Source organism: Micromonospora sp. NPDC048930 (assembly GCF_043197935.1).
Taxonomy (GTDB): Bacteria; Actinomycetota; Actinomycetes; order Mycobacteriales; family Micromonosporaceae; genus Micromonospora.
Window position 1 is genome coordinate 376,813 of sequence record NZ_JBICUB010000003.1, and the last position, 21,008, is coordinate 397,820.

Genomic DNA, 21,008 nt, shown 5'->3' on the forward strand with positions numbered 1-21,008 from the left:
ACCACGCGAGGCGTCAACAGGGGCCCCTCCTTTCCGTTAAGCGACGCGGGCGAGGAGGGTGAACGCGCGGAGCGGGTCGCCGCTGAGCTGGGCGTGGTCGGCGTCGGCGATCAGCCTCGCCCAGTCCGCCGGGGCGTCGCCGCGGACCACGGCGGCCTGGGCGGCGTCCCGGGCCACCCCGAGGATCGCCTCGACCAGCGCGGCGTCCCGCTGCCCGGCGCGGAGCTGCCGGTCGAGCGTCCGCAGCGTGGCGGGCGCGTCGCGCAGCGAGCCGTCGGCGTTCCAGCCGCCGGCGAGGGCGGCCCGCAGCTGAGGCCGGTCGGCGGCGAGCGCCGCCAGCCGGTCCCGGCCCGGGTGGGTGCGCAGGCCCCAGCCGAACGGGAAGAGCGGCTGGTAGTCGGCGTCCCCGACGTTGATCGGCACCTGTGCCTCGGTGCGCGGCCAGCTCACCGGCAGCCGGCCGGTGAAGGGGCGGCGGCCGAAGAGCACGTCGGCCACGCCCGCGCCCTCGCTGCCCGGCAGCCAGGAGGCGACCAGGGCGTCGATCTCGCCGAGCTGGTCGGTGAGCACCTGCGGCCGGCCGGAGACCACCAGCACCACGCAGGTGGGCACCTCGGCGCAGACCTTGTCGACGACCGCCCGGTCGCCGGGCTGGAGGCTCAGCGACTTCTCCTCCTGCTGCGGCACGGTGCACCAGCCGCACTCGGGGCCGCCGACGTCGCCGTAGCCCTCCGCGTACGGGGTCTCGCCGACCACCACCACACCCACCTGGGCGTCGCCGGTGGGGGCCGAGGCGTCCGCGCTGTAGGTGACCCGGGCCTGCGGGGCCACCTCCCGGATGCCGTCGAGGATGGAGGTGCCGGGGATCGCGTCGCCGGAGACGCCCTGCCAGGCGATGGTCCAGCCACCGGACTGGTTGCCGAGGTCGTCGGCGTTGCGCCCGGCCACGTAGATCGACGCGTCGGGGCGCAGCGGCAGCGCCTGCCCGCTGTTCTTCAGCAGCACCTGCGACTTGGCCACCGCCTCCCGGCCGATCGCCCGGTGCGCCGCGCTGCCGACCTGGTCGACGTTGGCCGCCGAGGCGTACGGGTGCTCGAAGAGGCCCAGTTCGAACTTCTTGGTCAGGATCCGCCGGACCGCGTCGTCGATCCGCGCCGTGCTGACCCGGCCGGCGGTCACCTCGGCCAGCAGCAGCTGCTCGAACTGCTCGGCGCTGTACGGCTCCATGAACATGTCGGTGCCGGCGTTGACGCCGGCCCGGACCTTGTACGCGGTCAGCCCGCCGTTGGTGGGCTCGGCGGGGTCGGGGATCTGGTGGATGCCCTCCCAGTCGGAGATCAGGAAGCCGTCGAAGCCCAGCCGGCCCTTGAGCTCGTCGGTGATCAGCTCGCGGTTGGCGTGCATCTTGGTGGGGTTGCCGAGCCCGTCCTCGGTCCAGTCCACGCTGGAGAAGGAGGGCATCACGCTGCCGACCTTGTGCCGGCGCACGGCCGGGCCGTACGGGGCGAGGTCGACGCGGGCGAAGTGCTCCCGGTCGGTGACGGTCACGCCCTGGTCGATCGGGTACTTCTGCTCCCACCAGGGCTTGCCCTCGTTGGCCGCGGCGGTGGCCTCGTCGTAGTCGGTGTCGCCGTCGCCGGCGTAGTGCTTGGCGGTCGCGAGAACCCGGTCGGCGTCGCCGAGCCGGCCCTGCAGGCCGTCGATGACGGTCTCCATCGACACCACCAGCGCGGGATCCTCGCCGAAGCTCTCGTAGCTGCGGCCCCACCGCTCGTCGCGGGAGACGCACAGGCAGGGCGCGAAGTTCCACGGGATGCCGGTGGCGCGCACCTCGGCGGCGGTGGCGTGCCCGACCCGCTCGACGAGCGCCGGGTCGCGGGTGGCGCCGAGGCCGACGTTGTGCGGGAACACGGTCGCGCCGTACACGTTGCCGTGGCCGTGCACGGCGTCGATGCCGTAGATCAGCGGGATCTGCAGCCGGGTGCTCAGCGCCTGCGCCTGGAGCCCGTTGACCATCTCGACCCAGGCGGCCGGGGTGTTGCTGGCCGGCGTCGAGCCGCCACCGGAGAGGACCGAGCCGAGCTGCCAGCGGGCGACGGCGGTGGGGTCGTCGGCCACCGCGGCCCGCTCGGCCTGGGTCATCTGGCCGATCTTCTCGGCGAGGGTCATCCGGCCCAGCAGGTCGGCCACGCGCCGCCGCACCGGTAGCCGTCGATCGAGGTACGGCAGGCCGTGCGCGTCGACCACCACGGTGGGCTGGGCGGCGACGCCGGCCCCGGCGGCGGTGACGGTGAGCGGGACGGTCTCCGCGGTCTCGGCGGCGGCGTCCCGGCGCAGCGTGACCGCGAGCGACCGGCCGGCCCCGGACGGGCTGCCGGCCGGGAAGGTGAGCGTGCCGGACGCGGCGGTGTAGTCGACGCCCGCCGTGGCGGTGCCGGCGCCGGTCGACCAGCGGACGGTGACCGGCCGGGCCAGCGGCCGGCCGTCCGAGGTGGACAGGATGACGTCCACCGGCACCCGGCTGCCCTGGGTGGCCGGGTAGACGAGCCGGTCGGTGGCGACGGTGACGGTCTGCGTGTCCGCGGCCGCCGCCGGCGGGGCCGGGAAGAGGGACACGGCGAGCAGTCCGGCCCCGGCGAGTGTGGCGTATCTGGGAAATCTCATCTGCTGCCTCCCCACGGGACCCTCGTCCCGGTAGGGGATCCTTCCGAACCCGATCGCGTGACGTCAATGTTTCCGGGCGGTTCCGGAACCGGATCCCGAACCTCGGGGAAGCGCTCTCTTGACAGCTCCGGGCTTCGTTCATAGCTTCATCGAAGTCTATCTTTATGGTTTGTTTACCGTTCGGCGGCCCGTCCCCCGGCCGGGCGGAGACAACCGGAACCGGAGGGGAGGATCCGTGCGCAGCATCCGCACCATCGCCGCCGTGGCACTCACGGCCGTGGGCCTCACGGCCGCGCTCACCACCATCCCGAGCACCCCCGCCATGGCCGGACCCGGCGCCGTGACCTGGTCCGACGACTTCAACGGCGCCGCCGGCACCCCGCCGGACGCCAGCAAGTGGCGGTACGACACCGGCGGCAGCGGCTGGGGCAACAACGAGCTGCAGTACTACACCACGAGCACCCGCAACGCCGCCCTCGACGGCAACGGCAACCTGGTGATCACCGCCCGCAAGGAGAACCCGTCCGGCTACTCCTGCTGGTACGGCAGCTGCCAGTACACCTCGGCCCGGCTGCTGACGCGGGGCACCTTCGCGCAGGCGTACGGCCGGTTCGAGGCGCGCATCAAGATCCCGCGCGGGCAGGGGATGTGGCCGGCGTTCTGGATGCTCGGCAACGACATCGGCACCAACCCGTGGCCCAACAGCGGCGAGATCGACATCATGGAGAACGTCGGCAGCCAGCCGTCCACGGTGTACGGCACGATTCACGGGCCGGGCTACTCGGGGGCCAACGGCCTGGGCGGCTCCACCTCGCTCCCGGGCGGACAGGCCCTCGCCGACGCGTTCCACACCTACACCGTCGACTGGGCGCCCGACTCCATCACCTGGTACCTCGACGGGGTCGCGTACTCCCGCAAGACCCCGGCCGACGCGGGCAGCAACCGCTGGGTCTTCGACCACCCGTTCTTCATGCTGCTGAACGTCGCGGTCGGCGGCAACTGGCCCGGCTCGCCGGACGGCAGCACGGTCTTCCCGCAGACCATGGTCGTCGACTACGTCCGGGTGCAGGCCTGGGACACCGGCAGCGGCGGTGGGACCGGCGGCCCGATCGTCGGGTACGGCGGCAAGTGCGTGGACGTGGCCGGCGCCAACACCGCCAACGGCACCCCGATCCAGCTCTGGACCTGCAACGGCACCGCCGCCCAGCAGTGGACCTGGGCGTCCGACGGCTCGGTCCGCGCCCTCGGCAAGTGCATGGACGTCACCGCCGGCTCCACCGCCAACGGCGCCAAGGTGCAGCTCTACGACTGCAACGGCACCGGCGCCCAGCGGTGGGTGTTCAGCTCCACCGGTGACATCGTGAACCCGCAGTCCAACAAGTGCCTGGACGCCACCGGGGTCAGCTCCGCCGACGGCACCCGGCTGCAGATCTGGGACTGCACGGGCGGCGCCAACCAGAAGTGGCGCCGCTGACGCCGTACCGACCGGGGCCCGGCTCTCCCACGGGAGTGCCGGGCTCCACTCGTCGGCCGGCCACCGACACCTCGCCCGGCCGAGGACCCCACCGACGTCCGGCACGAGGGGGAGATCCACCGGACCAGGTCCACCGGGAGCCGACCCGTAACCTGGCGCCATGACGGAAGTCCTGCGCTATGCCGCCTTCACCACCGACCCGGCGGCCGGTAACCCCGCCGGCGTGGTCCTCGACGCGGGTGGCCTCACCGATCCGCAGATGCAGGCCATCGCGGCCGACATCGGCTACTCCGAGACGGCGTTCCTCACCGCCACCGGCCCCGGCGAATTCGACGTCCGGTACTTCAGCCCGCAGGCCGAGGTGCCGTTCTGCGGCCACGCGACCATCGCCTCCGCGGTCGCGGTCGCCGAGCGCGGCGGCACCGGGGAGCTGACCTTCCGGACCCGGGCCGGGACCGTCGCGGTGTCGACGGCCCGGGACGCCGACGGACGCCCCACCGCGACCCTGACCAGCGTGGCGCCCTCGGACGCGCCGGTCGCTCCGCACGACCTCGCCGAGGCGCTCGCCGCCCTGGGCTGGGCCAGCGGGGACCTTGATCCGGCGTTGCCGCCCCGGGTCGCGTACGCCGGGGCCCACCACCTGATCCTGGCCGCGGCGACGCGGGAGCGGCTGGCCGCCCTCGACTACGACTTCGACCGGCTCCGCGATCTGATGCGGCGTCAGGACTGGACCACCGTCGCGCTGGTGTGGCGCGCCACCGCCACGGAGTTCGACGTGCGCAATCCGTTCCCGGTCGGCGGGGTCGTCGAAGACCCGGCGACCGGGGCGGCCGCCGCCGCGCTCGGCGGCTACCTGCGAACCCACCGGTTGGTCGAACCGCCGACCACGCTGCGCCTGCACCAGGGGGCGGACCTGGGCCGGCCGGGGCTGCTGGTGGTCGACGTGCCGGCCGCCGGCGGCATCCGGGTGACCGGCAACGCCGTGGTCATGCCCGACCCGTCGGGGAGCTGAACAGGCCGGAGCCCGGCTCCCCGAGGGGGGCCGGGCTCCGCGCGTCACTCAGTCGGTGCAGGACGGGGTGTCGAAGTGCCCCGGGGTGGTCGGGAACGCCGCCCCCGCCCCCTGGTCCGGGTTGTCCCGCGGATAGACGTAGGACAGCTCGATGAAGGCCGAGGTGCCCGCCGTGGTGACGTCGGTCGCGCTGCGACCGGCGCCGGTGGCCCAGGCCAGCCGGGTGAGGAAGTCCTGCATCGCCGGGCTGTGCTGGCGGATGTCGTTGAACCCGCCGTACGCGGCGTTGCAGTGCGTGTACAGGTTGTACGCGCCGTTCCAGTCGAACAACCGGTCACCGTTGTTCGGCCCGTTCTGCGTCACGTCGCCCTGCAGCACGTCCCGGTCCCAGCCACCGTAGATCCAGTCGGTGCCGTGGTGGTGCTGGTTGTCGGCGAGGACGTCGTTGTCCAGGTTGGTCGCCTCGAACCAGCGGCACGGGTCGATCGTCCCGGAGGCCAGGTCGACCGGCCAGGCCCCCGCCGCGCAGTTGTCCGGGTAGGAGCCGCGCGGCCGGAAGTCCAGCAGGTCCGCACCCAGCACCGCGGTGACCGCCGGGCCGCTGGTGGCCCCGGCCCCACCGAACAGGTGGTCGACGTACTGGTCCTGGTCGCCCCGGGCGGCGGCGCTGAACACGCCGTCCACCAGGCACTGCGGGTTGGCCGCGTCGAGCACCGGGTCGCAGCCCTTGCCGCCCCAGAGCACGTCCGCGCCCTCGCCGCCGAACACCTCGTCACCGCCGCTGTCGCCGTTGGCGATGTCGTCGCCGAAGCCGCCGTGGATGTTGTCCGCGCCGGCCCCGCCCCGGATGTAGTCGGCCGCGCCCGAGGTCAGGCCCGCGTACGGCATGGGCGCCGAGGTGGAGCTGCCGATCCAGGCGTCCCCGTCGGTGTCGTGCAGCAGGTCCACCCGGCGGTCGTACCCGCCGGCCCGGAACCCGGTGTACGTCTCCTGCGGGACGGACGACAGGGTCGTGGTGAAGCCCAGCGCCGCCACGTCGTCGGCGTTGAGGTACTGGTTCACCACGCCGCCCCGGTCACCGAGGACGGCGTCCCGGCCGTCGTCGCCGTACAGGGTGTCGGCGCCCAGCTCACCGAAGAGGTCGTCGTCGCCGGCGCCGCCCCGGATCAGGTCGTCGCCGTCCTGGCCCCACACCCCGTCGTTGCCCCCGTCGCCGTAGAGCTGGTCGTTGCCGTAGGCGCCGGCCGGCTCGCAGGTGGACTGGGCGGTGGTGCAGAACCGGGTGGACGGGCCGGGCAGCGCCGGGTCGTGGGTCCGGGCCACCGTGGCGTCGGCCGGCACCGCGCCGGTCGGGTACCGCTCGGTGTAGACCCGCTCGGCCGGCTTCCCGTTCACCGTGGTCACCGTCCGCAGCAGCGACCCGTTGTCGCCGAGGACCACGTCGTCCGCGCCGTTGCCCTCGACCACGTCCCCGGTGTCCCGGAACCCGGCGGCCGTGCTGCCGCCGATCAGGTCGTCCTGCCCGTCCGGCGCGCCCGCGCCGACCAGGTCGGCCGGGGCCGCCGGGTCACCCGGCCAGCCCGGGTCGGGCAGCGGGGTCATCGTGGTACGGCCGGCCGCGCCGAGCGGGTTGTCCCCGCGCAGCGTGTCCGCGCCGCCGTTGCCCTCCAGGTAGTCGCCGTCACCGTCACCGGTCAGCGCGTCGTCGCCGTCCTGGCCCCAGAGGGTGTCGACGCCGTCGCCGCCGCTGATCCGGTCCGCGCCGTACCGGTTGGCGGTGGCCGCCGCCCGGTCCAGCAGCACCACGATCCGCGGGCCGAACGCGTTGCCGTCCGCGCCGAGCCGGACCGTCACCGCCGTGGGCTGCTCACCGGCGAGCGGGCGGAGCACCGCGCCGTTGTCGCCGATGACCGCGTCGGATCCGGGTCCGCCGAACACGGCGTCCGCGGTGTCCGGCTGGCCGGTGGTGGTCGCCCCGGTCCCGTCGTACGCGGTGCTGGAACCGCCGACCAGGTCGTCGTCGCCGGCGTCGCCCTCGACCCAGTCGGAGTCGGGGCCGCCCTCGGCGAAGTCCGCGCCCGCGTCGGCGTGCACCCGGTCGGGGCCGCCCTGGCCGAAGATGACGTCGTCCGCGTCGCCGCCGGAGATCAGGTCACCGCCGCTGGTGCCGGCCGCGGGGGTGAACCCGAGGTCGAGCAGGGTGACCTTGCGCGGCGTGCCGCTGCGGCCCTGGGTGACCCGGGTCGCGTCGGTGGTGGCCGGCGTGAACCGGGCGTTGTCCCCGGCGATCAGGTCGGCGTCGGCGTCACCGTAGAGCTGGTCGCCGGTGTCCGGGCGGCCGGTGCCGGCGGCCGGCTCCTGCGCGGAGCCGCCGGCGATCTCGTCCCGACCGACGCCACCGTGGACCAGGTCGGATCCGTTGTTCCCCTCGAGCTGGTCGTCCCCGCCGTCGCCGTCGATCCGGTCGCCGCCGAGCCCGCCGTACGCGACGTCACCGTCCGGCCCGCCGGAGATCACGTCCCCGGCGCCGGCCGTCGCCACGTCCCCGGCGAGGTCCAGCGGGTACGGTCCGACGTCCCCGATCCGCGGGGTGCCGTTGTCACCGACGATCCGGTCCACGCCCTCCTCGCCGTAGACGAAGTCCCGGCCGTCGGCCACGCCGGCGACCCGGCCGCCGCCGTAGAGCACGTCCCCGTCGGGGCCGCCGAAGACCTGGTCGCCGCCCTCGTTGCCCTCGGCGGTGTCCACGCCGGTCCCGCCGTACAGGCCGTCGTCGCCGGTGTTGCCGAAGAGCAGGTCGGTGCCGTCGTCGCCGTGCAGCTGGTCGACGCCCGGACCGCCCCAGGCCCGGTCGTCGCCGCCGCCCAGGTGCAGGGTGTCGTCGCCGAGCTGGCCGCAGGCGCGGTCGTCGCCGCCGCCGAGGTCGGCCCGGTCGGCGCCGCTGCCGGCGGTGACCACCTCGACCCCGGCGCCGCCGAGGATGAGGTCGGCCGAACCCTGGTCGGTCGGATCGGGCTGGGCGCCGGCGAGGCTGGCGTCGGCGCAGGTCTCGGCGGTGAGGCGCTTGTCGCCGAAGACGGTCGCCCCGCCGTCGCCGCCGATCACGTGGTCGCTGCCGAGGCCGCCGACGAGCAGCTTGTTCTGCGACTGGGTGCCGGCCGGCAGCGGCTGGTGGGTGACCTGGCGGGCCGGGCCGTAGCCGTCGGTGCCGTCGGGGTCGCCGACCGTGGACGGTTCGGCGATCACGTAGTCCTCGTCGGGGCCGCCGAACAGTTCGTCGGTGCCGTAGCCGCCGACCAGCACGTCGTCGCCGCCGTAGCCGTAGAGGTGGCCGGTCTGGCCGTTGGCGGAGTGCGAGACGACCAGGTCGCTGCCGGCGCTGCCGTGGACGGTGTCCTGGCCGGAGCCGGTGTCGACCTTGTTGACCAGCCCGGCGTCGCCGCTGCCGGCGGCGTCCACGTCGGACGGCGGGGTGCTGCTCGCGGTGTGGATGGTGTCGTCACCCTTGCCGCCGTTGAGGATGTCCGCGCCGGGGCCACCGACGATGGTGTTCTTCCCGTTCGGCCGGTCGTCGACGACCACGGCGAGCACGTCGTCGCCGCCGTTGCCGTAGACCGTGCTGGCGCCGTGCCCGACGGTGACGTGGTCGTCCGCGCCATCGGTCTCCTCGGTCGGGGCCTTGAGCTTCGTCCAGTCGACCAGGTTGTCGAGGCTCTTGTCGCCGACCGAGGTGTGCACGGTGGTGGCTTCGGACCGGTCGACCGCGCCGAGGTTGCCGTCGCCGGCCACCACGTCGTTGCCGTCACCGGTGGTGATGGTGTCCTTGTCGGCGCCGCCGGCGACCAGGCTCACCTGGCCGGCCGCCTCGGCGGTGACGATCACGTCGTCGCCCGGGCCACCGTCCACCCAGGCCGGGCCGGTGCCGGTGCGGATCTGGTCCTTGCCCTTCGAGCCGAGGACCACGGCCGCCTTGTCGAACGGGGCGGTCTTCGTCCCGTCACCGCCGGAGTCGCCGTCGCCGAGCAGCAGCACGGACATGGCGACCTTGTCCGGGTCGGCGACGCTGTAGCCGCGCCCGTCGACGACCACGCGGGTCAGGTTCGGGTCGAGGAACTCCTGCTTGCGGCCGAGGGCCTCGACCGCGAAGCCGTCGAAGTCGGGGTCGGGGTCGGCGAAGTGCACGGCGTACACCTTGATCACGTCACCGGCGTAGGTCGGCTTGGTGTTGTCCCAGGCGGTCTCGCCGCGCTCGTCGACCGTGCCGAACCGCCCGGCGAACACGACCAGCGTGTCCCCGACCGTGCCGCCGAGCTCCGGTGGCTTGGGTTTGCAGTCGGGTTGGGCGCGGAAGTCCAGCAGGGTGGCGTCGACCAGGGTGAAGTCGAAGGTCTTCTCGAACAGGAACAGGTTGATGGTGATGTAGACCTTGAGGAAGACCGAGAGCTGACCGCTGGTGGTGAAGAGGCAGATCGGGTTGACCAGGAGCGCCTGGAGGAACTCGCTGGTGCGGAACTTCCCGTCGTTGTTCGGGTCGTTCCAGCTGAACCCGACGGTGAGCCGGATGCCGCCCTCGATGCCCGCCTTGAGGAACAGCACGCTGACCTCGGCGCCCGCGGCGATCTCGCCGCGCAGGGTGACCACCGGGGCCGGCGTGCCGGTGCTGTCGGCGGTCTTGAAGTAGAGGCCGTCGAGCAGGCCGACCGCGTTGACGGCGGTGCCGTCGGTGGCGGCCTCGATCGCGTGCCGGATGCCCGCGGTGTCCAGGCCGGCGATGAACCGGGCGGTCACCGAGGCGCTGCCGGAGAGGGTGATCAGCACCGGCGGCGGGGCGTAGACCGGGCCGAACGACTGCCGCCAGCTGAAGCCGAGCGACAGCGGCCCGGAGTCGAAGCTGACCAGCTCGACGTCCTGGCCGAGCAGCAGCCCGAACAGCGAGCCGGGGTTGTCGAAGATCGGGAAGCTGAAGCCGGTCTTCTGGGCGTTGGTCTTGCCCTTCGAGTCCGGGGTGAACAGCTTGCCCGCCTCACTGGTGGCCGCCTTGTCGACCGCCGTCTTGACGTCGGTCTCCTTGGCCGGCTGGTAGCCGTTGTTCTTGTCGATCAGGCTCTCCGCCGAGGCGGGCGAGACCTCGGTGGTCAGCGCCTTCGCCGGGTCGACCCGGAACGCGCCGAGCGGGATGGAGCAGTTCGTGTTGCAGGTGGTGGAGATCTGGTTGACGAAGGTGATCACGGCGCGGACGGTGTCGACGAACTCGAGCTTCGGCCCGCCGTTGAGGGTGCTGAACGTCCGGGCCAGCCAGATCAGGGTGATGTCCGGTCCGCCGGTGGCCTTCGACAGGTCGGACAGCACCGGGATCGGCGCGTACAGGGTGTCGATGACCGGCTGGAGCGGCCCGGTGACGGCCTTGATCTTGTCCACCACGGGCTTGAGGATCTTGGTGAAGAAGGAGCCGGCGTCCAGCGCGATCTCGGTGAAGCTGACCTGGAGCGGCGTGTCGACGCTGTCGCCGGTCGCGGCCAGGCCGCCCTGCTGGTGCTTCAGGCCCCACTTGAGCTGGAAGCGGGCACTGATGCCGGGCAGGGCGGAGCCGACCTCGTCGCCGGTGTTCACCACCGCCGCCAGCCGCCAGTCGATGTTCACGTCGGCGGAGAGATCGGTGGCGATGAGCGAGCCCAGGTCGGCGAACTCGGCGAGGGTGAGCTTGTCTCCCGGCTTCGCCGTGCAGTTGTCGGTGACCGTGGGGTCGAAGCAGCTCTTCTCCCCCACCGAGCCCTTCAGGTCGATCCCGAAGTACGCCTTCACCAGCGGCGCGGTGCCCTGCTTCGTGGCGTTCACCTGGATGAAGGCGAGTTGGGCGGCCAGGTCGCCGGTCATGTCGAAGTTCGCGCCGATCTGCACCTCGGGCGAGGTGTCCCCGTCGTGGGTGGGGACGTAGAAGCCCTCGTCCCGGTCGAGGACCAGGTCCAGGTGCAGCTTCCAGCCGAGCTTGGCCTGGATGCCGTCGGTGGCGCCCTTCTTCGCCTTCAGCGACAGGCCCGGGATGCCGAGGTCGAGCGGGACGTTGGCGGTGAGGCACTGGTCCGTGTCGCTGGCGTCCTTGCAGCCCTCGGCGGCCGAGGGCGCGCCGCGGGAGCTGGTCAGCTTGATTCGGATGGACTGGAAGTTCTCCGGCTGGCAGGGCGTGGTCACGCCGCTGCGGCAGCCGACCACCGCGCTCACGCCCGGGTCGAGGTCGTGCAGGGCCGCGTTGAGGGCGGCCTCCATGCCGGCACTGTCCAGCGTGGCGTTGGCCAGCACCGGGCCGATCGCGGCCTTGACGTCCTCGCGCAGCTGGGCGACGAACTTCTGGCCCTGCTGGAGGTCGTCGCCGACCAGGGGGAGCTTGCCGTCGAAGCTGGCCAGCCGCAACGCCTCCTCGACCTTGGCCAGGTAGCCGTCGATGCCGACGTTGAAGTCGGTGAGCTTCAGCGACAGGTTGGCGAAGCAGGAGGTCAGGTCGGGAGTGTTGGCCGTGGGCGTCAGGTCCAGGCCCATGGTGAAGGTGAGCAGGTTGGTGGCGTCGGCCGGCTCGCAGTTGTTGACGAACAGCGGCGCGCGGGCGCAGATCGGGGTGCTGGCGCTGCCGATCCCGCCGCCGCAGTCGACGCCGGCGGTGGTGAAGGTCGGCGTGACGCCGAGCAGGTCGGTGACCGGCCCGTCGGCGGCCAGCCCGCCGAGGCCGACGCTGAGGTTGGCCTTGACCGTGGCGAAGTCGGGGTCCTTGCCGAGGTCCAGGGCGAGCGGGCCGACCCGGGCGGCGAGGGCCGCGTCGGTGACCCCGCCGCTGACGGTCACCTTCGCCGACGAGCTCTTGTCCAGCAGCGGCGCCGCGTTGAGCTTGAGCGGCAGCAGCAGGCCCAGCTGGGCCCGGGCGTCGACGTCGAGGGCGAAGGTGCCGGAGCTGTCCAGGCTGACCAGGTCCCGGGCACCGTCCCAGGCGAAGGCGAGCGGCCCGGCGGTGCGGACGTTGCGCTTCCAGTCCAGCCCGATCCGCAGGTACGGGCCGCCGGCCCGCTCGTCCAGGGTGAACTGGATCCCGCTGCCCGCGCCGATGGCGTTGTTGAGCAGGTCGAGGGCGTCCTGGAGGGTGTCCGGGGGCGAGGCGAGCAGTTTGTCCAGCGCGTCGGCCAGCTCGGGCCGCAGCGCGTACGCGGTGCCGTCGTCGGGCTTGGGCGTACCGGCGGCGGCGACCCGCAGGGTCTGACCGTCCACCCGGTCCAGCACCCGGTACGCCTGGCTGCCGATCACCACGGTCCGGCCGGTCAGCCGCTCGTCGAACGCCGCGTCGCCGCTGCGGTTGCCGTCCTTGAGCAGGAAGTTCGCGCCGTCGGCGACGAAGGTGACGCCCTTGCCGACGCCGCTCTCGTCGGCGCCGAGCAGTTCCCGGGCCGAGCGGCCGAGCAGCGGGATCTCGGTGTCCAGCGGCCCGCTGCCGCCGCCCGGCTGGACGAGCGCGGCGTTGATCAGCCGCAGCGCCTCGACGACGACGGCGAACAGCGCCTTCGGGTCGTCCGGGTTGAAGTCGACGGCGAAGAGCCCGGCGAGGCTGCTGGTGTCGACCACCGGCTGCTGGCCGGCCGTCCAGCTGACGTCCACGCCGACGCCCGTGCCGAGCGCCCCGGTCGCCCCGGGCACGCTGACCGTGACCTTGCCGGTGGTCTTCACCGACGACGAGACCGCGAGCAGGGTGGTCGGCTCGGACTGGAGCCGGCGGAACAGCTCGCCGAGGCTGATGTCCTGCGCCTGCTTGAAGCTGACCTGGAGCATCCGCTGGCCGCTGGCGGCCGGCCCGACGGCGAGGTCGCCGCCGAGCTTGACCTTGAGGAAGCCGGCGGTGGCGTAGAAGTCGACGCCGGTGGTGATCGGGAAGTCGGCGGCGAACAGCGGCGTCGCCGGGTCGGTGCGCAGCAGCACCCGGTCCGCGTTGGCGGCCGGGCTGCCGAGGTCGTCGCGCAGGTCGAGGACGAGGGTGATGGCGGCGCTGTACTTCGGCTTCACGGTGGCGAAGCTGGCCTGGGCGTTGGCCGCCCGCAGGCCGACCTTCTTGTCCCCGCCGGCCGGCTTGGTCAGCGTCCCGGCCAGCTCGACGGCGCCGATGTTCGGGCTGGAACCGCTGATCACCCAGACGCTGTCGTCCGTCGGCTGGCCACCGATCCAGTTCTCGCGGAGGGTGACCGAGGTGGCGGTGTTGGCGGCGATGGTGCCAGCGGAGGTGCCGGCGACGACCCGCTGGCCGACCAGCTCGCCCGGCGTGAACCGGTGATCGTCGGCGGGGAGGCTGAAGCCGTTGGCGGTGAAGGTGGCACCCCGGCCGGAGACCGAGGCGGCGCCCGGGTCCAACGGCACCGCGACGGTGGACTCCCGCTCCAGCTTCACCCGGAAGATCAGCTTCTCGCCTGCGAACGACAGGTTGTCGACGGGCAGGCCCTCGGCGGCGAGCAGCTTGACCAGTTCCTGGATCGAGGTGAACTTCGGCTGGCCGGCCTTGGCCGGGTCGTCCGTGGCCGGGTTGAACTCGGGGTCGTCCGGCTTCGGGTGGACGTACTTCTTGAGGAAGCCGGTGAGCTTCTCGTTGACCTTCACCGCGTCGGCGAAGGTGCCGCGCAGGAACGGCAGGCTGAGGTTGCCGGCCGGCCCGCTCTGCTGCACCCCGCCGAGCAGGGTGGCGAGCTGGGCCAGGCCGGAGGCGAGGTCCAGCGGGCTCATGTTGCGGAACTTGGCGATCGTCTCGTCCAGCCCGGTGGTGGTCACGGTCGGGCTGCCGACCGAGATGTCGTTCCAGTCGACGTTCACGGTCGCCGCGACGGCGGGCAGGTCGAACGGGGCACCGGAGGTGGCCGCGCCGAGCTTGACCACGCCGTGCACCGAACCGGGGCCGGGCTCGGTCTCGGTGTCGGAGATCTTTCCGCCGCCGGAGCCGTCCAGGGCCACTTGGACCAGCCCAGCGAGGGAGCCGGACGCGCCCAGCTCGCCGGTGCCGGGTCCGCTCGCGGTGTCGAAGGCGAGCCGGCCGTCGCCGTTGGGGTCGGTGAGGGTGACCTTGACGTGGGTCCGGGCGGTCAGGGTGCTGCCGGCGGTGAGGGTGACGCCGAGGATGCCGACCGAGGCGGTGGCCTGGTCCAGGTCGGCGCGGAGGGTGGCCGCCGCGTCGATGTCGATGCGTGGGGTGTCCCCGTCGCGGACCAGGTACGTCTCGCCGGCGGCGGTGTGCCGCGCCTTGAGGTGCAGCGTCGCCCAGCCGGTGACGTCGACCGCCTCGGCCAGGGTCACCCCGCCGACGGCCAGGTCCTTGTCGGTGACCTGCCGCTTGGTGGTGAGCAGCACGTCGAGCAGGTGGTCCCCGCCGCTGGTGCTGACCGTGCTGGTCAGCCGGGTGCCGCCGCCGAGGTCGACGTCGTCCTTGGTGAGCCCGCTCGCCAGCGCGTCGGAGGCCTTGCGGGCCAGCTTGTCGGTGTCCACCAGCGCGCCCGGACTGACCCCGAGCAGCGGCAGGGGCTGGCCGAGCAGGCCCACCCGGGACAGTCCGCCCTCCGCCCAGGTGGCGGTCCGCGACATCAGGTTCTTGAACGCGGTCTCCCACGCCTCGTCCGCGTGGGCGGGTGCCGCGGTCCACACCAGGGCGAGCGCGGCGGTCACCACCGCCGCGGTCAACCCGGCGAGCAGCCGCCGTAGAGCCACCATGAGCCACCTCTTCCTCGACGGCCGTCACCGACGGCCCTGGTCCCGGGCCAGCACATCGATCGCGGAAGTGACTCACAACGACTGTGTCGAGATGGTGACAGGGCGTCAGACCGATCGGTCGACCGCATCCCGCCGAGGGTGCCGTACGGACTGAGCGCTCAGCTCGCACAAAGGACCACACCGGACGGCGCACACCCACCGTCCACGGGGGACGACCGGCGGCCCGGCGTGGCCGGCCCGCTCCGTCGAGGGTCAGAACGGGGCGTCCACCGACAGCCGCCGCACCTGGGTCAGGTACGGGTCCAGCTCCCCCACCTCGAACCGGCAGGTGCCGATCACGTGCCAGAACTGGCCACCGGGGTCACCGTCGAGCTTGTACCGGCCGTCCGGGCTGACCGCGGCCCAGCCCTCCGGCAGGCCGATCAGGGTGGCCCGCAGCTGGCCGTGCTCCGGGTCGGCCACGTCCCACATCCGGACAGTGCCGTCGTCGCCGGCGCTGGCGAGCAGGCTGCTGTCCGGGCTGAACGCCACCGACCAGACCCGCCGGGTGTGCGCGGCGAGGGTGCCGTGCAGCCGGCCCGTGCCCGGATCCCACAACCGGATGATCAGGTCGTCCCCGGCGGTGGCGAGCAGCGTCCCGTTCGGGCTGAAGGCGCAGGACCAGAGCCGGCCGGTGTGCTCGGTGAGCACGGTGCGCCGCTCGCCGGTGAGGGCGTCCCACACCACCGCGGTGCCGTCGTTGCTGGCGCTGGCCAACAGCGTGCCCTCGGCGTTGAAGCAGACCGCGTACACCCGGTCGGTGTGCTGTTCGAGCGTCAGCCGGCAGGTGGCGGTGGCCGCGTCCCAGAGCCGGACGAGCTGGTCGTCGCAGCCGGTGGCGATGGTCTCGCCGTCGGGGCTGAACGCGACCGCCCGGACCCGGCCCCGGTGCGGGGTGAGGGTGGCGAAGTGCCGGCCGGTGCGCCGGTACCAGAGCCGGACCGTGTCGTCGTCGTTGGCGGTGGCCAGGGCGTCCCCGTCCGGGCTGAACGCGGCCGCCCAGACGTGATCGGTGTCCACGTTGAGTTCGCGCTCGTCGACGCCGGTGTCGGTGTTCCACAGGTGCACCCCGCCGTCGCCGCTGGGCGAGGCGACCAGCGACTCACCCGGGCAGAAGACCACGGACAGCAGCCGGTCGGCCGGGCTGGCGAGCTGCCGGACCAACCGGCCGGTACGCGGCTCCCAGAGCCGGACCACGCCGTCGTTGCCGCAGGCCGCGAGGACCTCGCCGTCCTCCCGGAAGGACAGCGCGGTGACCCGCCGGCCGTGCCCGCGCAGGGTGTGCTGGAGCTGCCCGCTGCGCACGTCCCACATCCGGGTGGTGCCGTCGTTGCTGCTGGTCGCCACCTGGGCCTGGTCGGGCCGCCAGACCACCGGCCAGACCGAGCCGCGGTGCCGGGTCAGCTCGTGCCGGGGCTGACCGTCGGCGGTGTCCCACAGCTGGATGGCGCCGTCGCTCGCGGCGGTGGCGAGCAGGCTGCCGTCCTCGTTGAACCGGACGCTGTAGATAGCGCCGCGCTGCCGGCCGAGCACCCGGACCGTCCGGCCGGTCTCCACCTCCCAGAGGCGCAGCGCGCCGTGCGTGTCACCGGTGGCCATCAACCCGCCGTCGGGGTGCACGTCGAGGGCGTACACGTCCGCCTCGTGGCCGCGCGGCTGGCGCAGCAGCTCACCGTCGCCGGCCCGGCGGATCCACACCCGGCCGTGCTGGCCGACCGCGACGAAGGCCCGGCCGTCGGGGGTGTGCACCACCCGGTAGACCACCTCCGGCTCGCGTACCTCGAAGGCGAGCTTGCCGGAGGCGATGTCCCAGCCACGGACCACGCCCGCGCTGTCGACCACCACCAGCCGGCGGCCGTCCGGGCTGAACGAGGTGCCCCAGATCGGTGCGGCGTGGCCGGGCCACTCGTGGCGCAGCCGGGCGCTGCGGGTGTCGTAGAGCCGGACCACGCCGGCCGCGTCACCCACCACCAGCCGGCCCCGCGCCCCGTCGGTGAGCAGCGGCCACACCCAGCCGGCGAAGACGTCCTCGATGACGTGCCGCACGTCGCCGTGGTCGGCGTCCCACAGCCGTACGGTCAGGTCGGCCGCGCCGGTGACCAGCTGGTGCGAGGCGGCGTCGAAGCGCACCGCGTACACCCGGCCCCGGTGGCCCTGGAGGGTCCGCACCGGCAGGCCGGTGGCCGTGTCGCAGATCAGCACACCACCGTCGTCGCTGCCCACGGCGAGCACCGCCCCGTCCGGGCTGTACGCCACCGGCACGGGCAGCCGGCCCACCTCGAAGCCGTACGAGACGCCCACGGCCGGCGGGGCCAGGCCGGGCGCCACCGGACGGCCCGGGGCGACCACCGCGCCGCGCAGTTCCGGCGCGCGCAGCAGCGCGGCGTCGGCGCCCACGTCGATCAGCGCGGCCCGGTGCCAGCTGCTGCCGGCGATCCGGGCGCCGCGCAGGTCGGCCCGGAACAGCCGCGCCCCGGCCAGCTCGGCCCCACGCAGGTCCGCCCCGACGAGCCGGGTCTGGTCCAGCCGGGCGCCGCGCAGCCGGGCGTGCTCCAGCCGGGCCTCGGTCAGGTTGGCGGCGACCAGCCGGGTGTCGGTCAGGTCGGCGCCGGTGAGGTCCGCGCCGGCCAGCTCCCGGTGGGACAGGTCCTCGCCGCGCAGCACCGCGCCGCGCAGGTCGGCCCGGTCGGGCAGCCGCAGCCGCGCGCTCAGCCGCAGCGCGTTGGCCCGGACCGTCTCCCCGGCGGACTCGTCGCCGAGCACCCGGGACGTCCACGCGGTGCACCGGGCCGGGTCGGCCAGGTCGCCGAGGAACTCGACGGTCAGCGCCGACAACGGGCGCACCGCCAGCGCGGCGGGCTCCTCACCCCGGTTGATCTGGTCGGCGATCCCCTCGGCGACCAGCCACTCCATCACCGACAGGTGGATGAACCCGAACAGGCCGTCGTCGGTGCGCACCAGCAGGCTGCCGGCGCCGACCGCGTGGGCCGCCTGCGGGCCGGACAGCCGGGACTCGACCAACCCGGCGAGCTGGCCGGTGGCCTCGGTCAGCTCGGCCAGCCGCAGGTACGACTCGCCGCTCTCCCAGAGCTGGAAGGCGAGCCGGCTGACCGCGTGCCACAGTTCGGGGCGGCGCAGGTTCACCGGCGCGCCCGGGATCCCCTGGGTCCGCCGCTCCTCGAAGTCCAGCCAGGACTCGAGGATCTCCCGGTAGAGCGCGGCGGCGCTGAACGTGCCGCCCGCGCCCGCCACGGCGGCCAGCCGCCCCTCGTCCAGGTTGGCGATGAAGCCGAGCATCCGCGGGTTGCGGGAGAGGCCGAGCAGGTCCTTCACCCCGGCGAGCAGGTCCAGCCGCTCCCGCGCGGCCCGCTCGTCCCCGCCGTACCGGTTGCGCAGGAAGGTCTCGATCTGGCCGGGGGTGAAGTCCTCGATGGCCAGCACCCGGCGGTGCGGCAGCAGCCCGACCCGCTCGCCGAGCGCGGTCAGCACCTGCGAGTTGGTCTTGAAGTGCTGGGTGCGGCTGCTCACCACGATCTTGGCGTTGCCCTCGGCGGCCTGGAGCAGCGTCTCCAGGTGGTCGGCCGCCCGGTCGTACGTCACCCGGGCCACCAGCTCGTCGAAGCCGTCGAAGAGCAGCACGATCCGCCCTTGGCGGAGCATGTAGCGGAACGCCTTGAGGTCGATCACCTGCTCGCCGTGATTGGCCAGGTGCGCGGCCACCAGGCCGTCCACCGAGTGCGCCTTGTCCAGCGCGCGCAGCTCCACCAGGATCGGGATCAGGTCGGGGGCGGCGGTGGGCAGCCGGCGGGCCACCTCGCGCAGGGCGAACGTCTTGCCCCGGCCGAAGTCGCCGAGCACCAGCACGAACCGGCCGTCCGGCGCGGAGGCCAGCTCGAGCAGCTCGTCCACCACGTCCTCGCGGACCCGCTGGTCGGCGCCGACCAGGTGGCGGTAGCGCTGCGGCACGTACTGGCCGGGCGGGTAGAGCCGGTCGGCCTGCAGCCGGGCGGTCTGCGCGGCGACGTACTCCCGCAGGTCGAGCAGGCCCTGGAACTCGGTCAGGTGCAGCACCCGCACGCCGCGCCGCTGCGCCTCCTCGGCCAGCCCGCGCGGCACCCGGTCGCCGTCGTAGACCAGCTCCGAGGGGATGTCCGGGTCGGTGGCGTGCACCCGGCGGGCGAACTGGTCGACGTCGGCGGCGGTCGGGGTGCCCACGTGCGCGCCGACCCGCTGCTGCCGGACCACCCCGTCGGCCCGGTAGGTGACGAACAGGTGCGGCGGCTCGGCCGCCACCCGGCGCACCACCACCCGGTCGTGCCGCGCCTCGCACACCTCGGCGAGCCGGTCCAGCAGCCGGTCCAGCGGGTCGGGCGGGACCACGGCCGGGGCGGCGGCCGGCCCGTCGACCAGGGTGCCCTGGGTGGGGCCCTCCACCGCGGTGGGCAGTCGCGGGTCGGGCACCTGCGCCGGCCCGGCCGCCCCGAAGGTCGCCTCCGCCCGGGGCCAGCTCGCCGCCGTCGGCTCGCCCACGTCGTGCCGGTCGTCGCGGCCGAGCACCCAACGGGTCATCCCGTCGGCGGCCAGCCGGAGCACCTGCGCCCGGCCGTCGCGGGAGGCGGTGGCCAGCGGCACCCCGAGATCGACCCGCGCGCCGGACGCGGCGTCGCAGAGGAGCAGGTTGAGCATCGGCCCGACCAGGCGGTGGAACGAGCCCCGGTCGCGCAGCGTGGCCCCGTCCGGGACGGCCACCTCCTCGGCGTACGGGTGGCGGGTGCCCGGTGCGTGCGCCATCGCGCCCAGCCGCAGCCAGCCGGACTGCTGGTAGTGGCGCAGCCGCTGGGCGAACCAGGTGGACTGGGCCTCGCCGAGGAAGCCGTACCGGTCCTCCTCCCGGTGGGTGATGGCGATGGTGGAGTTCAGCCCGGCCACCACCACCCGCAGGTCGGGCACCGGGAACAGGGTCCACGGCTGCTCGCTGTCGAAGATCCGGTCCTCGAGGCCCTGGTACAGCTCGTCGAAGAGCCGCGCGTAGTGCCGCCACTTCGGCCAGTACGGCGGCTGCGGGTCGACGTCGTCGGCCTCGCAGGTGGCGAAGTACGCGCGGCTGGCGGCCATGGTGACGTCACGCGGGCCGGGCACCACGACCAGCCGGTGCGGCTCCAACCCGAGCAGCACCCGCAGCCCGGTGAGGAAGGTCAGCGCGTCGGAGAACTCCCGGGCGCTGCCCGACTCGGTCAGGTTGCCCGACACCACCAGCAGGTCCGGCCGGGGCACCCCGTCGTTCAGCAGCAGGGTGAGGTCACCCATCAGGTGTTCCTGGAGTTCGCCGGGGGTGACCGGGGCGCCCGGCTCGATGACGCCCCGGCCGAACCGCGGACCGGCCACCTGGAGCACGGTGAGCGCGCTGCGGGCCACCGGCGCGGCGGTCACGGCGGGTGGGAACGGCGGCGGGTTGATCGGCGTACGCCGGGCGCGGCGCGGCGCGGGCGGACCGGCGGCCGGCGTGGCGAGCACCCCCGCCGGGTCGGCCGGGTGGTGCGGGAAGGCCGGTTGCAGGACCGGCTTGGCCCGGCCGTTGAGCGCCTCCCGGATCCGGTCGAGCACCCGGGCCCGCGCCTGCGCCGGATCGGTGACCCCGACCAGGTCGACGTACGTGATGGTGGCGAGCAGGCCGTCGATCGGGCAGTCCTCCACCCGCACGGTGACCAGCTTGTTGCCGGTGCCGTCCGGGTCGGCGCGCAGCGCGGCCTGCCACTCCAGCTTCCCGTACGTGGAGTGCAGGTAGCGTTCGGAGAGGACGGCGACCACCACGGCCGCCTCCCGGACGCCCCGGTCCATGAAGTCGATGAAGTTGGTGCCCGCGACGAAGTCCCAGGCCTGGAGCAGGGTGCGGTAGCCGGCGGCCTCGAACTCCCACGCCAGCCAGGTCGCCCAGCGCTCATCGGCGGGCGAGTAGCTGATGAAGAAGTCGATGGGGCGGTCGGACCGGGTGGGGTGCGCGCCTACAGCCACATGGTCATTATGGCCACTGACGGTCAATCCGTGGCCACCCTCGGCAGCCGCGTCGGGCGCGACCGGGCGCGCGGCCGTGTGCGAGGA

Annotated in this window: 5 protein-coding genes; 2 read left to right on the forward strand and 3 right to left on the reverse strand. The window is 73.8% G+C overall.

The window, feature by feature from the left end; all coding sequences use genetic code 11:
- Nucleotides 1-36: 36 nt before the first annotated feature.
- Nucleotides 37-2,664: a glycoside hydrolase family 3 N-terminal domain-containing protein gene (locus ACGFI9_RS10595; protein WP_393177304.1), complete on the reverse strand. Its 2,628-nt coding sequence runs from the start codon at nucleotides 2,662-2,664 to the stop codon at nucleotides 37-39.
- Between the two features lie 235 nt (nucleotides 2,665-2,899).
- On the opposite strand from ACGFI9_RS10595, the gene ACGFI9_RS10600 reads away from it, so the two are divergent.
- Complete coding sequence (locus tag ACGFI9_RS10600; protein WP_393177306.1) at nucleotides 2,900-4,138, forward strand: RICIN domain-containing protein; 1,239 nt, start codon at nucleotides 2,900-2,902, stop codon at nucleotides 4,136-4,138.
- Nucleotides 4,139-4,298: 160 nt separating this feature from the next.
- Nucleotides 4,299-5,150 carry a PhzF family phenazine biosynthesis protein gene (locus ACGFI9_RS10605; RefSeq protein WP_393177308.1) on the forward strand — a complete coding sequence of 284 codons (852 nt, stop codon included), beginning with the start codon at nucleotides 4,299-4,301 and terminating at the stop codon, nucleotides 5,148-5,150.
- Nucleotides 5,151-5,198: 48 nt separating this feature from the next.
- Here ACGFI9_RS10605 and ACGFI9_RS10610 read toward each other — a convergent pair whose 3' ends face one another.
- On the reverse strand, nucleotides 5,199-14,870 hold the full coding sequence (locus tag ACGFI9_RS10610) for a hypothetical protein (RefSeq protein WP_393177310.1): 9,672 nt from the start codon (nucleotides 14,868-14,870) through the stop codon (nucleotides 5,199-5,201).
- 252 nt (nucleotides 14,871-15,122) lie between these two features.
- Nucleotides 15,123-20,921 carry a TIR domain-containing protein gene (locus ACGFI9_RS10615; protein ID WP_393177312.1) on the reverse strand — a complete coding sequence of 1,933 codons (5,799 nt, stop codon included), beginning with the start codon at nucleotides 20,919-20,921 and terminating at the stop codon, nucleotides 15,123-15,125.
- Nucleotides 20,922-21,008: the final 87 nt, after the last annotated feature.